The organism is Paraperlucidibaca wandonensis (assembly GCF_042677145.1).
GTDB classification, from domain to species: Bacteria; Pseudomonadota; Gammaproteobacteria; order Pseudomonadales; family Moraxellaceae; genus Perlucidibaca; species Perlucidibaca wandonensis.
Genome location: NZ_JBHTIT010000001.1, coordinates 1830731 through 1844594 on the forward strand (window position 1 = coordinate 1830731; position 13864 = coordinate 1844594).

The window sequence follows — 13864 nt, forward strand, 5'->3', positions numbered from 1 at the left end:
GCAGAGTGTAGCAAAACTGCGCCCCTCTGCGGCAGACTCGCGCGCAGAAGGAGTACGCAAAAAAGCGTGAGTGCTTATTGCACGATACCAAACCAGCCAGCTTCGGCTGCGGGCAAATACGGCAGGATGAAATAGAGCACGATAGCGGCCATAGCGCCTGCAATAATATCGTCGAGCATGATGCCAAGGCCGCCATGCACATGGCCATCGGCCCAGCTCACCGGCCATGGCTTCCAAATATCGAAGAGGCGAAACAGGCCAAAGCCGAGCAGTACGGCAATAACGTGGTGGGTGTCCCAGTTCAGCAGTGGCACCACGGGGATTAGCGCAATCCATTGGCCAACAAACTCATCCCAGACAATGCCCGGATGATCATGTACGCCCATATGTTTAGCGGCCTCACCACAAATGGCGACGCCGGCGACAGCGGCAATCGCCACCCAAATCAGGTACACCGGCAAGGGAAAACTGGCGAATGCGGCAAACCAAACCACGGCGAGCGCAGAGCCAACAGTGCCTGGAGCTTTCGGACTGCGGCCTGAGCCAAAACCATAGGCTAATAAATCCAGCGCACGCGGTAAGCGTGGCAGCGGCTGTTTCATGCGCGCGTACTCAAAAGTGCTGATATCCAGCGAGGCCTTCATGCTCCCAAGCCTTGCCTTGCTTGGTCAAGCGCAAGCCGAGAGTTTTCGTCACTTTACCGATGGCTGTGAGCTTAGATTTTATTGCCGGCGTGTTATCGAGCTGCTGCCATTTATCTGGCGGGATGGTCAGCAGTAGCTCGTAATCATCGCCGGCGCTTAAGGCCCAATCACGTGCTTGCGCATGGGCTTTCAGGCTGGTGCGAGCATACGCTTTCAGCGCATCGGATAGAGGCAGATTGTCGATCTCAAGCTCTGCGCCCACGCCTGAAGCCGCGAGCAGATGGCCAAGGTCCTGCAAGAGACCATCGGAAATATCCATACCGGCGCTGGCGAAACCACGAACGCCCACACCTGAGTTTATGCGCGGTGATGGCCGATTGAGCCGATCGAGGAGATAGTCTTGGTGATCATCGGAAAGGTTGAGTAGCGCTTCATCGGCGAGCGCAGCAGCCGTGGCATCTGAAGCCAACGGCAAGCTCGCTTGTTTAAACGCATACAGCGCCAGCGCCAAACCCGCGCCAGCATCGCCCAAAGTTCCGGTGGCACAAATCACATCGCCAATTTGAGCCGTGCTGCGCCGTAAAGCATAACGCTGCTCAACGCTGCCCATTGCGGTAATGGTTACCGACAATGGCCCACGCGTGGTGTCACCGCCAACCAAGGGCAGCTCATAGATGTCGGCTAAATTCCAAAATCCTGTGGAAAATGCCGCCAGCCACGATTCATCTGCCTCGGGCAAAGTCAGATTTAGCGTCACCGCTAATGGGGTAGCGGACATCGCCGCCAGGTCAGAGAGATTCACCGCCAGCGCCTTCCAAGCTATATCGCCAGGGTCGGCATTGGGCAAGAAGTGTCGGCCAGCAACCAGCGTATCGGTGGTCACCACCAAGCGCTCGCCTTCAGGCACTTCCAGCAGCGCAGCATCATCGCCAATGCCCAAAGTCACTTGCGGAGTGCCCACGCTTGGGTGCCCCGGCACAGTGATTTTGTCGCGAACAAAGTAGCGCCGAATCAACTCAAACTCACCGATGCTCACTGCGCAAAACTCCGCATAGCTGGCATCGCTGAGCTGAAAAGCATCATGAATTAATCAAGCTCATGCCGGCGTAAGCTCTGCGCCAACTGATCCAAAATACCGTTGATGTATTTATGTGATTCGGTCGCACCAAAGGTTTTCGCCAGCTCAATGCTCTCGTTAATCACCACGCGATAAGGCACGTCGACACGATGCTGAAGCTCGAAACTGCCGATGCGCAAAATCGCCAACTCCACTGGGTCTAGCGCGGAAAACTCGCGGTCGAGCAGTGGCGTAAACAGTTCGTCGAGTTCGGCATGGATCGGTGGCACGCCATGCAGCAGGTCATGGAAATAATCCAAGTCAACTTTGTGCATGGCATTTTCGACGCGATAACGCGCCTCGATTTCAAATGCCGGGTTACCAGACATTTGCCATTCATAGAGTCCCTGCAGCGCGAAACGCCGGGCCTTACGGCGCGCTGCAGGATTGAGGCCAGGGCTTGCGCTCACGAGTTAACCTACCGCCTTTAGTAGCGAAATCATCTCGATGGCAACCATAGCTGCATCGGCGCCTTTATTGCCTGCTTTCGTGCCTGAACGCTCAATCGCTTGCTCAATGGAATCGACCGTTAGCACGCCAAAGCTCACTGGAATATCCGAGTCCAATGACACAACGCCCAAGCCTTTCGCGCATTCGCCAGCGACGAAATCGAAGTGCGGTGTGCCACCACGAATCACGGCGCCAAGCGCGATAACAGCATCGTATTTACCAGTAGCAATGAGCTTTTTCGCTACCAATGGCAGCTCCCACGCACCTGGTGCACGCACGACGGTGATGTTGTCGTCAGTCACGCCATGACGCTTTAGCGCGTCAAGTGCACCGCTGAGCAGTGATTCCACAACAAAGCTATTGAAACGGCCAACGGTGATCGCATAGCGGGCATTGGCGTTTTGGAAGTTACCTTCCAAGGTTTTGATTTGGCTCATGGTTTATCCTCAGATTTAATCAGTAGTAATGTATTCGACGATCTCAAGGCCAAAACCCGAGAGCGCATTAAATTTCATTGGCGAGCTCAGCAAACGCATTTTCGACACGCCTAAATCGCGCAAAATTTGCGAGCCAACACCGATAGTGCGGTACATGCCAGATGTCTCCGTCGTACGCGGACGCTCAGCAAAAAAACCTTCGATGTGTTCAATCATATCGGCGGCGCGATAGTCTTGGCTGAGCAGCACTAGCACGCCAGACTCGGCCTCGCTTATGGCTTTCAGGCTGCGCTGCATATTCCAACCCAAGCGACCGTTATAGCGAGCATGTAAAAGATCTCGCAACGGGCTTACGGCGTGCACACGTACTGTCGGCACAGCACCACTTCCAAGCTCACCTTTAACTAGGGCAATGTGTACACCGTCGTTGTTGGCTTCGCGATATACGTGCAGCTGGAAGTCACCAAACTCAGTAGGCAGTGTGCGTGTCGACTCACATGCCACGGTTTGCTCATGCACCATGCGGTAGTGAATTAAGTCGGCGATGGTGCCGATTTTCAGCCCATGCTCTTCGGCAAACTTTTCTAAATCAGGACGGCGCGCCATGGTGCCGTCGTCATTCATCACTTCACAAATAACACCGCTGGGATCAAGACCTGCTAGTCGCGCGAAGTCACAAGCAGCTTCGGTATGGCCAGCACGATGCAAAACGCCGCCGGGCTCAGCCATCAATGGGAAAATGTGACCCGGCTGAACGATGTCTGCCGACGTAGCATTTAAGCCAGCAGCCGCCTGCACGGTGCGTGCGCGATCGGCAGCGGAAATACCAGTAGTGACACCTGTTGCCGCCTCAATAGACACGGTGAATTTCGTGCCATAGCCGGAGCCATTGGCTTGCACCATGAGGCCGAGATCGAGCTGCTGGCAACGCTCACGCGTCATCGGCATGCAAATTAAGCCGCGCGCATGACGCGCCATAAAATTGATGTGCTCGGCTTGGCAATGTGAGGCGGCCATGACGATATCGCCTTCATTTTCGCGATCTTCGTCGTCCATCAACACCACCATTTTGCCTTGGCGTATGTCTTCAATCAGCGCTTCTACAGAATCAAGTTTCATGCCTATCCTATCGAGTTAATGGCCGAGAAAAGGCCGGTTAATTAGCGTGCCGTATTAACTTCACGAACACAGGCTTGGCGGATTTGGCGTACACCCTCGCCGAGGGCATTGCGAGGTAGGCGCCGATCAGGAGCCTCCCAAACACGTTCGTCTAAAGCTAAAACATCGGTGATGCCAAAACGCGTTTCGCCACCGTAGGCGAAGGCGTCAAAAATGCAACGACACAAGGCTTCGCGCTGGCCAGCAGCTACGGTCGCATCTGTCATGCAGGTCTGCATAAACTGCTGCTCGCGGGCGGCGGCAAAATCGACAGTAAATGCCGAGGCAGGCATGAGCGCAATCACCAGTGCCGCCAACTTTAGGTGCTGCGAAAAAGTGTGCTTCATTTTAATGTGAGCCATAACCATTCTCCGCCAACATAGCCAGCGTAATACCAGCGCCAGCAGTGGATTGTGCAGCGCGCTCGCCCATCATCAAACGCTCGAGGTAGCGCGCTAAAACATCGACTTCGAGGTTGAGCTTAACGCCTGGAGCCCAATCACCGACATTAGTTTCTTGCACGGTGTGCGGCACGATATTGAGATCAAACACGGCACCATCGATGGCATTAATGGTCAAACTCACGCCATCGGTGGTGATCGAACCTTTTTCCGCCATGTATTTCGCGAGGCTATCAGGGGCTTTCACGCGGTAGCGAATCGAGCGCGCACTTGGCGTAACCGAGACAATTTCACCAACGCCATCAACATGACCACTGACCAAATGGCCGCCCAAGCGCGTAGTCGGTAACAAAGCTTTTTCTAAGTTGACGCGATGGCCAACGGTGAAGTTCGCTAACGTTGAGCGTGCCACGGTTTCCAGCGAGACATCGGCGCTATACCAATCGCTGCCCTGCGCAATCACGGTCAGGCAAACGCCATTAGTAGCAATCGAATCACCGAGTTTGACGTCAGCCATGTCTAGCTTGCCGGTGGCGATGGTTAAGCGCAGGTCTCCGCCGCGCGGCTCCATACGTCGTACTAAACCAACCGCTTCAATAATGCCTGTAAACATTGCCTAACTCCGGAGCCTTAAGTTGCTGCAACTGAGCAATGGTAAATCGTGCGGGTATCTTCACCGATTTGGCGGCGATCCGTAACCCTCAAGCGGCACTGCTCAGTCATGCGCTGCATGGGCCATGCAATGGCAGCACGCGCTTCGCTGCCGAGTAACGTTGGCGCTTGGTAAACAATTAATTCATCGACCACGCCTGCTCGTAAAAAAGCACCGGTGAGCGTGGCGCCCGCCTCCAGCATTAAGGTGTGATGGCCCGCTGCCGCTAGCGTGGATAATGCCGCGTGAATATCTAGACCTGATTGGTTGCTGGCCGTTTGCGGAGCGCTCTGTGTAGGCGAATTAGCTGTTGCCAACGCTATCGCCTGCAGTAATGCACCACTTGCCTTCAGAGCCTCAACTCGAGCGGCCACTTCAGCAGAACCATCAATAGCACCATGCAATACGCGCACCGCACCACCCGCCGCAAACAATGCGGAATCTATAGGCGTACGCGCAAACGTGTCGAGCACCACACGCTCAGGTTGACGCACGCCATTGGCCGCATGTGCCTGCAGCTGCGCAGCATCCGCCCACATCTCTGGACGCACATTCAAACTAGGGTCATCGGCCAAAATCGTAGCAGAGCCGGTAATAATAGCGCTGCTACGTGCCCGCCATCGCTGCACATCGGCGCGGGCGGCACTGCCGGTAATCCATTTCGACTCGCCCGATGCCATGGCGCTGCGGCCATCGGCACTGAGGGCTATTTTTGCGCGCAGCCAAGGGCGACCGCCGGCCATCACACGTAAAAATCCGGGGTTTTGCGCCTGCGCCTGTTCAGCGAGCAAGCCATCGCGGACATGAATGCCGGCATCTCTTAAGAGCTTGAGGCCACGGCCAGCGACCTGCGGATTAGCATCACGAACGGCGACCACCACTTCTGCCACGCCAGCAGCGATCAATGCCTCAGCACAGGGCGGCGTACGGCCATGATGTGCGCAGGGCTCGAGCGTGACGTAGGCTGTTGCACCGCGAGCTAACTCTCCCGCCTCAGCCAAAGCATAAACTTCCGCATGCGCTTCGCCTGCACGCAAATGTCCGCCGCGACCGACCACCACGCCATCGCGAACGATAACGCAGCCGACCTGCGGGTTGGGATGCACCGAATATTGCCCATGCGCGGCAAGGCGCAAGGCTTCGGCCATATGCGCGTAATTGGCAGCGGTAAATTCGCTCACTCGCCAGTCTCAGCCGGGCGCAAGCTATCGATTTCAGCGCGGAAAGCATCGACATCTTGAAAGTCGCGATAGACCGAAGCAAAACGCACATAAGCCACAGGATCGAGCCGCTTGAGCTCAGTCATCACTAACTCGCCAATATGCCGCGTTTTGATTTCACGCTCACCGGTGGCGCGCAATTTATGCATGATTTGATGCACCGCAGCATCAATACGATCGATGCTAACTGGGCGCTTTTGCAGGGAGTGCAGCATGCCTTCACGCAGCTTCTCGACGTCGAAAGGCTGGCGCGTACCATCAGATTTGATGACGCGAGGAATAACTAATTCGGCGGTTTCAAACGTAGTGAAGCGCTCGCCGCAGGAGATGCACTCCCGGCGGCGGCGAATTTGATCACCATCGGTCACCAGACGTGAGTCGATGACCTTGGTTTCTTCTGCCTTACAGAACGGACAATACATGAGAAAAGAACCACCCTGTGTTTCGTCAACAACAGTGTTTTGATGTCGGGCTTAATTAAGCGCCGTACACCGGATATTTAGCGCAGATCGCTTTGACCGCAGCAGCCACGCGTGCTTCCACTGCCGCATCGCCTTCAGGGTTAGCTTTCAAACCTTCGATGACATCAGCAATCCAACCCGCCAGCTCAGCGCAATCAGCCTCGCTAAAACCACGCGTGGTCACTGCTGGCGTGCCGATACGGATGCCCGACGTCACGAATGGTGAACGTGGATCATTCGGCACTGCGTTTTTATTCACGGTAATGCCAACACGGCCCAAGGCTGCATCGGCATCTTTACCAGTGATGTCTTGCTTGATCAGCGAGAGCAGGAACAGATGGTTCTCGGTACCGCCAGACACTACATCAAAGCCACGATCCATGAATACACGAGCCATGGTTTGCGCATTCTTCACAACCGCTTGCTGATATGCCTTGAATTCAGGCGCCATCGCTTCTTTAAAGCAAATAGCTTTCGCCGCAATAGCGTGCATCAGCGGGCCGCCTTGGTTGCCGGGGAATACCGCCGAGCTAAGCTTTTTCTCGATGTCGGCATTGGCGCGAGCCAAGATCAAACCAGAGCGCGGGCCACGCAAAGTCTTGTGCGTTGTTGTAGTGACAACGTCAGCGTAAGGCACTGGGTTCGGATAAATACCGGCAGCGACTAGGCCAGCAACGTGAGCCATATCGACAAACAGATAAGCGCCGACTTTATCGGCAATAGCGCGGAAACGTGGGAAGTCCAAGACCTGCGAATATGCCGAGAAGCCTGCAATGATCATGCGCGGCTTGTGCTCTACGGCCATGCGCTCAACTTCGTCGTAGTCGATCAGGCCAGTGTCGGTATCGATACCGTACTGCACGGCATTGTAGTTTTTGCCGGAAAAGTTAACTTTCGCACCATGCGTTAAGTGGCCACCATGAGCTAAAGACATGCCCAATACAGTATCGCCAGCGTTCAACAAAGCCAGGAATACGGCGCTGTTGGCTTGCGAGCCAGCATGTGGTTGCACGTTGGCATAGTCAGCGCCAAACAATTCTTTCGCGCGATCGATGGCTAATTGCTCAATCACATCGACATATTCGCAGCCACCGTAGTAGCGCTTGCCCGGATAACCTTCGGCATATTTGTTGGTCAGCTTCGAGCCCTGCGCTTCCATCACCGCTGGCGAGCAGTAGTTTTCCGAGGCAATCAGCTCGATATGCGCTTCTTGGCGCGCATCTTCTTGCGCCATAGCAGTGGCTAATTCAGGGTCAAAACGCGAAATGGTGAGGTCATTGCTGAACATGCGGGGCTCCGTGGCGACTCGGGGTGCTCATAAGTGATGGCAGATTATACGGCAAATCAGGCAGAAAGGCAGCGCCAGAAACCACCAACTCAGTAGCAAATAGTTTGCAATGTAACAGTGTGCAGTGTAAAGATTACGACATTAGCAAATACATGGCGGAGCTTTGTCGTGAACACCTATCGAATTCGCAGCACTGACGGCATCACATTGCATGCCAAAAGCATGGGCTCACCAGATGCACCGGCCTTAGTGCTGGTGCACGGCTATCCCGATAATCATCGCGTCTGGCTACCGGTAGCCGAGCGCCTAGCCGAGCATTTTCATGTCATTTTGTATGATGTACGCGGTGCCGGCGAGTCGGACTCTGGCCGCAATGTCGCGGCCTATCGCCTGACGCAGCTAGCTCACGACCTCGAAGCCGTGGTCGACTCAGTCATCCCAGCGCAGCGATTCCATCTCGCCGCACACGACTGGGGCTCGATTCAAAGCTGGGAGTCCGTTACCGGCCAAGCGCTCGATGATCGCATCATCAGCTTCAGCAGCATTTCTGGCCCGAGCTTAGATCATGCCGGCCATTGGATGCGCAAGCGCCTGGGCAGCAGCGAACCGAGAGCCATTATTGAAGGCCTGCGCCAGCTCACCAGCTCTTGGTACATCATGCTATTTCAAGTGCCGGTGGTAGCGCCGAGCATGTGGAAGCTGGGTGTAGGCCGCTTATGGCCAAAATACTTATCACGCTTTGAACGCGTGCAAGAACAGCATCCCAACCCTTCGCAAACCGCCGATGGCGTTGAGGGCGTAAAACTTTATCGCGCCAACTTCCTTAATAAGCTCACTGGCCCCGCCGAAGCCTTCGCCTGCTGCCCGGTGCAAATCATCGTTCCCGCTCGCGACAAGTTCGTCAACGTCAGTCTGTTTGATGATCTGAAAACATGGGTGCCCGAGCTTTATCGCCGCGACATCGACGCTGGCCATTGGGTTGTGCTGAGCCAGCCCGACCTCATTGCGCAATGGATTGCTGAGTTTGCCTTTGGAATGACACAAGAAACACGCCCCGCCGCACTCAAAGCATTGGCCGTTGCCTGAGGAAACCATCATGACAGTTCACACGCTAAAAGCCCGTAAAGTGCAATTCGATTTATCCACAACGCCATTGCATTGGATCCCAAATGATCCATTTGCCACTCATTTGATCAATAGCATCAACTTGATTTTACCGGCGGGTGAGCTCTGGTTTTGCCGTGTCTTCAATCAAGCGCTGCCACTTATCAAAGATGAAAAATTGCGCTTAGAAGTGAAAGGCTTTATTGCTCAAGAAGGCATGCACGCACGTGCACACAAAGGTGCGTGGCCTTATTTAGAAAGACACAATGTCGACATCACCGCACTGCTAGCGCGCTCCGATCGCATCTTCGGCACGCTACTGAGCGATGCGCCATTGGGCATCAATATGCTTAACCGCAAGCGCCTACAAAAACCTTGGCTGATCGCACGTGTCGGGCTAGTAGCTGCCATTGAGCATTTCACCGGCTTTTTGGGGCAATGGTGCATGGATAACACCAGCTGGGACAAAGCCGAGCCGACCATGGCCGACTTGTTTCGCTGGCATTTGGCTGAAGAAGTTGAGCACCGCAGCGTTGCCTATGATCTATATGAGCATCTGTGCAAGACCGAGCTGGGCTTTTATGTCAGCCGGCAAGCCATGATGGCTGCTGTATTTCCCTTGTTTATCTATCTATTTATGGATGGCTACCGTCAGCTCGCGGCACAAGATCAAGATGACGAACATAGCTTACGCTTAGCTCGCAGCAGCATGCTTAGACTATTACTAGAACTTGAAAGCAATGGCATTAGCCGAGAAAACGTACCGCGCTTTTCGGCATTCTGCATGGCCACACTGCATTGGATATCGCCTCGCTTCCATCCTGAAAGCGAAGGCAATACCGAGCAGGCACTAAACTACTTGGCGCGCTCACCCGCCGCGCGAGCCGCCCTCGCGCGAGAGCAGCCAGTAGCCCAAGCCGGCTGACACAAACGATGCCACGAGCACGGCCAAACGATCGACCAGCGCGACGCTTTGGCCAGAATGCTCAAACGCCAACGAACTAATAAACAGACTCATGGTGAAGCCGATGCCGCAAAGCACGGCGGCACCATGGAGCTGGCGCCAGTTGGTACGATCAGGCAGCTGCGCCCAACCCATGCGCACGCAGAACCACGAAAAGCCCACAATACCAATCTGCTTACCAACGAATAAGCCCAGCGCAATGCCCTGAAACACGCTATTTGACAGCACCTCAAAGCCAAGCCCCGCCAAACTCACGCCAGCGTTGGCAAAGGCAAAAATAGGCACAATGGCAAACGCCACCCACGGGTGCAGCGCATGCTCCAAGCGCTCAGATGGCGAATTTCCGTGACCATCGCGAGTCACCGGAATTGCTAACGCAATAACCACACCAGCCAACGTAGCGTGCACACCAGACTTCAGCACACTGACCCATAAAATTAGACCAACTACGGCATAGGGCGAGATGCGCCTTACGCCAGTGCGATTCATTATGAACAAGGCCGCAGTCGAAATTGCCGCAATAATTAGCGAGAGTACGGATAATTTGCTGGTGTAGAACAGCGCGATAATGATCACCGCACCCAAGTCATCCATCACCGCTAAAGCCATAACAAAGGCTTTCAATGCCGGCGGCACACGCGAGCCGAGCAAGGCAATGATGCCTAAAGCAAAGGCAATATCTGTTGCCGATGGAATTGCCCAGCCGGCTAGCAATGCTGGATCCTGATAGTTGAGTGCAACGTAAATCAGTGCTGGCACAGCCATGCCGCCAATGGCTGCAGCGCCAGGCAACACGATTTGCTTCATCGAGCTGAGATGGCCATGCACCATTTCGCGCTTAATTTCTAAGCCAACGATGAGAAAAAACACCGCCATCAAGCCGTCGTTAATCCACAACAGCATAGGCTTGTCGATATTCAGCGCACCCACGCGTACTTGCACGGGGATAGACAGCAGCCATTCGTAAAACTCACGGCCTGCCGTGTTAGCCAGCGCTAGCGCCGCAAATGTAGCCAGCATTAATAAAATGCCCGCCTGCACGTCTGGTGCCCAACGCTGCCACGGCCATTGTGTCGTTGTAACCCTCACACGCATCTCCTTTGTCACGAGTTCCCGCAGGTTGATCGGGGTGCAGTATACTGCGCCGCTTGATCCGCCCTAATACAGGAGCATTGTATGGCGCAGTATATTTACACCATGAACCGGGTGTCTAAATTAGTTCCACCTAAGCGAGAGATTCTAAAGGATATTTCGCTATCTTTTTTCCCCGGCGCAAAAATTGGCGTACTCGGCCTCAATGGCTCCGGCAAATCCACTTTGCTACGCATCATGGCTGGTGTCGATAAAGACTTTAGCGGCGAAGCTCGCCCTCAAGCCGGCATTAAAATTGGCTACCTAGAGCAAGAACCCGAGCTCGATGCCAGCAAAGACGTGCGCGGCAACGTCGAAGATGGCGTGCGCGAATGCCTCGACGCCATGGCTCGTCTCGACGAAGTCTTCTCCGAATACGCCAGCGAAGATGCTGACTTCGACAAACTTGCCGCTGAGCAAGAAAAACTCGAAGCCATCATTCAAGCGTGGGATGGCCACAACCTGAACAACCAGCTTGAGCAGGCCGCCGATGCCCTACGCCTACCGGCTTGGGATGCTGAAGTCGCGACACTGTCTGGTGGTGAACGCCGCCGCGTGGCGCTATGCCGCCTGCTGCTGTCGAAACCCGACATGCTGCTGCTCGACGAACCAACCAACCACTTGGATGCCGAATCCGTGGGCTGGCTGGAAATATTCTTGAAAGACTTCCCCGGCACCATCGTCGCCATTACCCACGATCGCTACTTCCTTGAGAACGTAGCCGAATGGATCTTGGAGCTCGACCGCGGTCGTGGCATCCCTTACGAGGGCAACTACACCGGCTGGCTAGAGCAAAAAAGTGCGCGTCTAGACATGGAAAATCGCCAAGAGGAAGCCCACACCAAGGCTTTGAAACGCGAGCTGGAATGGGTACGTAGTAACCCGAAAGCGCGTCAGGCGAAATCTAAGTCGCGTATGCAGGCTTATGAAGAGTTATCGAGCAAAGAGTTCCAGAAACGCGCCGAGACTCAGGAAATTTATATTCCACCTGGTGAGCGTCTAGGCGACCAAGTCATTGAGGCCAAAGGTATTGCCAAATCATTTGGCGACCGCCTACTTTATGAAAACTTGAGCTTCACTGTGCCGAAAGCGGCGATTGTTGGCATTGTCGGCCCCAACGGCGCCGGTAAAACTACACTATTCCGCATGATCACTGGCGAGCAAAAGCCTGATGCCGGTGAAGTCGTTGTCGGTCAGAGTGTGAAGGTGGCGTACATCGGCCAGATTCGCGACTCACTCGACGACAGCAAATCGGTTTGGGAAGAAGTCTCTGGCGGCCTCGACATCATGAAAGTCGGTGATTACGAGATTCCATCACGCGCTTATATCGGCCGCTTTAACTTCAAGGGCCAAGATCAGCAAAAACGTGTTGGAGACTTGTCTGGTGGTGAGCGTAACCGTTTGCAACTAGCGAAAATTTTGCAAGTTGGCGCTAACGTGCTGCTGCTCGACGAACCCTCAAACGACCTCGACGTAGAAACCCTGCGTGCCGTTGAAGAAGCGCTATTGACCTTCCCCGGTGTGGCCATGGTGGTGTCTCACGATCGCTGGTTCCTAGACCGTATCGCCACGCATATCCTTGCTTTTGAAGGCGATAATGTGGAGTGGTACGACGGCAACTACACCGAGTACGAAGAGTATCGTCGCAAAAAACTCGGCAGCAATGCTGGGCCTAAGCGAGTGAAATACAAAAAAATGGCCTAAGTCGCTTTAGGCTATATCAGCGCCCGCCCTATGGCTCGGTCAACGAGTCCTCTAGGCCGGGCGTTTTTAATGCCAGTAACTAAACCTAGAGATCACCATGGATATTTCCTCACGTAAGTTGCATCCACTGATTGCTTTGGCTGCGCTGTCAGTGCTTATTTTCGGCGTTGTCGCTAGCGCTAAGACCCTAGGCTGGCTGCCCATTGGCTCAGCTACCGCTGCCGAAACCGATGGCACCACCACGGTTGAACGTGTAGCTGAAATTCCTGCCGCACCTGATGCCAAAGAGCAATGGCATGCTATTGAGCCGAAAGAGCCTGCAAAAGAAGCCAGCACCAGCGTGCGCGTGGCTGAAGTTAAGCAGCAGCCTGTTCAGAAAAAGCCATATGCTGAGTATGGCCATCAGTCGAAAGCAACAACTGAGCGTTATTCCAGCTGCGTAGATTGCGGTGTAGTTACTGGCATCACACCGATTGCAGCGGCGAGTAATGGCCCAACCGGCATTGGTGCGGTCTTAGGCGCAGTTGCTGGCGGCGTCATTGGCCATCAGATTGGTGGTGGTAGTGGCAAAAAAGTGGCCACCGTTGCAGGCGCATTAGGTGGTGCTTATGCGGGCAATCGCTATGAAGGCAGCCGTGTTCGCGGCTACGAGATGTCGGTGCGCCTAGATAGCGGCGAAGTGCGCAGTATTTATTACGACAACAACCCCGGCTTCTCAGTGGGTGACGCAATACGCATGAGTGGTGGCAGCGTAGTCCGCCGCTAAAATGCTGCTAGCGCTACGAGCTTCTTAACGCAGCAGTATACAGATAGCAAAAAGGCCTTTAGTTCACACTAAAGGCCTTTTTTTATTTCCCGCTACAAACGCTATAACCGCTTAGCGGTCTGGCAACGTGATGTTTAGCTCCAGCACCGAGCAAGTGCCCTGGCTATCGAGCTCAACTTGCACCTGATCTTCAGTGATCGGCACATATTTACGAATCACTTCTAAAATGTCGCGGTGCAGCTGCGGCAAATAGTCGGGCTGTGAGCGCTGGCCGCGCTCATGAGCAACAATAATCTGCAAACGCTCTTTCGCCATCGATGCAGTCGTGGGCTTTTTTTGCGCCCGGAAAAAATCCATAAAGCTCATG

At 54.5% G+C, this 13864-nt stretch carries 16 protein-coding genes; 4 read left to right on the forward strand and 12 right to left on the reverse strand.

Going from position 1 to position 13864, the window contains the following annotated elements; all coding sequences use genetic code 11:
• Positions 1-74: 74 nt before the first annotated feature.
• The 10 genes from ACFQ0F_RS08615 to glyA are packed head-to-tail and all read right to left on the reverse strand — an operon-like array spanning position 75 to position 7828.
• Entirely contained in the window at positions 75-602 is a 528-nt protein-coding gene (locus ACFQ0F_RS08615; protein ID WP_340676093.1) for a phosphatidylglycerophosphatase A family protein, read from the reverse strand.
• A 10-nt stretch (positions 603-612) separates the two neighbouring features.
• The gene (gene thiL / locus ACFQ0F_RS08620; RefSeq protein WP_379071186.1) at positions 613-1680 is read right to left on the reverse strand and encodes a thiamine-phosphate kinase; all 1068 of its coding nucleotides are present in this window, start codon (positions 1678-1680) and stop codon (positions 613-615) included.
• A gap of 50 nt (positions 1681-1730) precedes the next feature.
• Complete coding sequence (gene nusB / locus ACFQ0F_RS08625) at positions 1731-2171, reverse strand: transcription antitermination factor NusB (RefSeq protein WP_340676091.1); 441 nt, start codon at positions 2169-2171, stop codon at positions 1731-1733.
• A 3-nt stretch (positions 2172-2174) separates the two neighbouring features.
• A complete protein-coding gene (gene ribH / locus ACFQ0F_RS08630; RefSeq protein WP_340676090.1) occupies positions 2175-2648 on the reverse strand; it encodes a 6,7-dimethyl-8-ribityllumazine synthase in 474 nt (157 codons plus the stop codon).
• 15 nt (positions 2649-2663) lie between these two features.
• Entirely contained in the window at positions 2664-3767 is a 1104-nt protein-coding gene (gene ribBA / locus ACFQ0F_RS08635; protein ID WP_340676089.1) for a bifunctional 3,4-dihydroxy-2-butanone-4-phosphate synthase/GTP cyclohydrolase II, read from the reverse strand.
• Between the two features lie 41 nt (positions 3768-3808).
• On the reverse strand, positions 3809-4168 hold the full coding sequence (locus tag ACFQ0F_RS08640; RefSeq protein ID WP_379071191.1) for a hypothetical protein: 360 nt from the start codon (positions 4166-4168) through the stop codon (positions 3809-3811).
• A complete protein-coding gene (locus ACFQ0F_RS08645) occupies positions 4155-4820 on the reverse strand; it encodes a riboflavin synthase (protein ID WP_379071194.1) in 666 nt (221 codons plus the stop codon). The genes ACFQ0F_RS08640 and ACFQ0F_RS08645 overlap by 14 nt, the downstream gene beginning before the upstream one ends.
• Before the next feature lie 17 nt (positions 4821-4837).
• Positions 4838-6040 carry a bifunctional diaminohydroxyphosphoribosylaminopyrimidine deaminase/5-amino-6-(5-phosphoribosylamino)uracil reductase RibD gene (gene ribD / locus ACFQ0F_RS08650; protein WP_379071197.1) on the reverse strand — a complete coding sequence of 401 codons (1203 nt, stop codon included), beginning with the start codon at positions 6038-6040 and terminating at the stop codon, positions 4838-4840.
• Positions 6037-6501 (reverse strand): transcriptional regulator NrdR, encoded by a 465-nt coding sequence (gene nrdR, locus ACFQ0F_RS08655; RefSeq protein ID WP_340676086.1) that lies wholly within the window; start codon positions 6499-6501, stop codon positions 6037-6039. The genes ribD and nrdR overlap by 4 nt, the downstream gene beginning before the upstream one ends.
• 55 nt (positions 6502-6556) lie before the next feature.
• Positions 6557-7828 (reverse strand): serine hydroxymethyltransferase, encoded by a 1272-nt coding sequence (gene glyA / locus ACFQ0F_RS08660; protein ID WP_340676085.1) that lies wholly within the window; start codon positions 7826-7828, stop codon positions 6557-6559.
• Positions 7829-7996: 168 nt separating this feature from the next.
• Between glyA and ACFQ0F_RS08665 the strand changes: the two genes are divergently transcribed.
• The gene (locus ACFQ0F_RS08665) at positions 7997-8914 is read left to right on the forward strand and encodes an alpha/beta fold hydrolase (RefSeq protein ID WP_379071201.1); all 918 of its coding nucleotides are present in this window, start codon (positions 7997-7999) and stop codon (positions 8912-8914) included.
• Between the two features lie 10 nt (positions 8915-8924).
• Positions 8925-9857: a metal-dependent hydrolase gene (locus ACFQ0F_RS08670; RefSeq protein WP_379071204.1), complete on the forward strand. Its 933-nt coding sequence runs from the start codon at positions 8925-8927 to the stop codon at positions 9855-9857.
• On the opposite strand, the gene nhaA is transcribed toward ACFQ0F_RS08670, so the two are convergent.
• Positions 9801-10916 (reverse strand): Na+/H+ antiporter NhaA, encoded by a 1116-nt coding sequence (nhaA, locus tag ACFQ0F_RS08675; RefSeq protein ID WP_379072163.1) that lies wholly within the window; start codon positions 10914-10916, stop codon positions 9801-9803. The genes ACFQ0F_RS08670 and nhaA overlap by 57 nt on opposite strands.
• Positions 10917-11072: 156 nt before the next feature.
• Here nhaA and ettA point away from each other — a divergent pair, with 156 nt between their 5' ends.
• Together ettA and ACFQ0F_RS11725 are read left to right on the forward strand one after the other, a co-directional pair.
• Positions 11073-12731 carry an energy-dependent translational throttle protein EttA gene (ettA, locus tag ACFQ0F_RS08680; RefSeq protein WP_340676081.1) on the forward strand — a complete coding sequence of 553 codons (1659 nt, stop codon included), beginning with the start codon at positions 11073-11075 and terminating at the stop codon, positions 12729-12731.
• Between the two features lie 97 nt (positions 12732-12828).
• Positions 12829-13497 carry a glycine zipper 2TM domain-containing protein gene (locus ACFQ0F_RS11725; RefSeq protein WP_449304929.1) on the forward strand — a complete coding sequence of 223 codons (669 nt, stop codon included), beginning with the start codon at positions 12829-12831 and terminating at the stop codon, positions 13495-13497.
• A 111-nt stretch (positions 13498-13608) separates the two neighbouring features.
• Here the strand turns inward: ACFQ0F_RS11725 and minE are convergent, their stop codons facing one another.
• Positions 13609-13863, reverse strand: a complete 255-nt coding sequence (minE, locus tag ACFQ0F_RS08690) for a cell division topological specificity factor MinE (RefSeq protein ID WP_340676079.1) — start codon at positions 13861-13863, stop codon at positions 13609-13611.
• Position 13864: the final 1 nt, after the last annotated feature.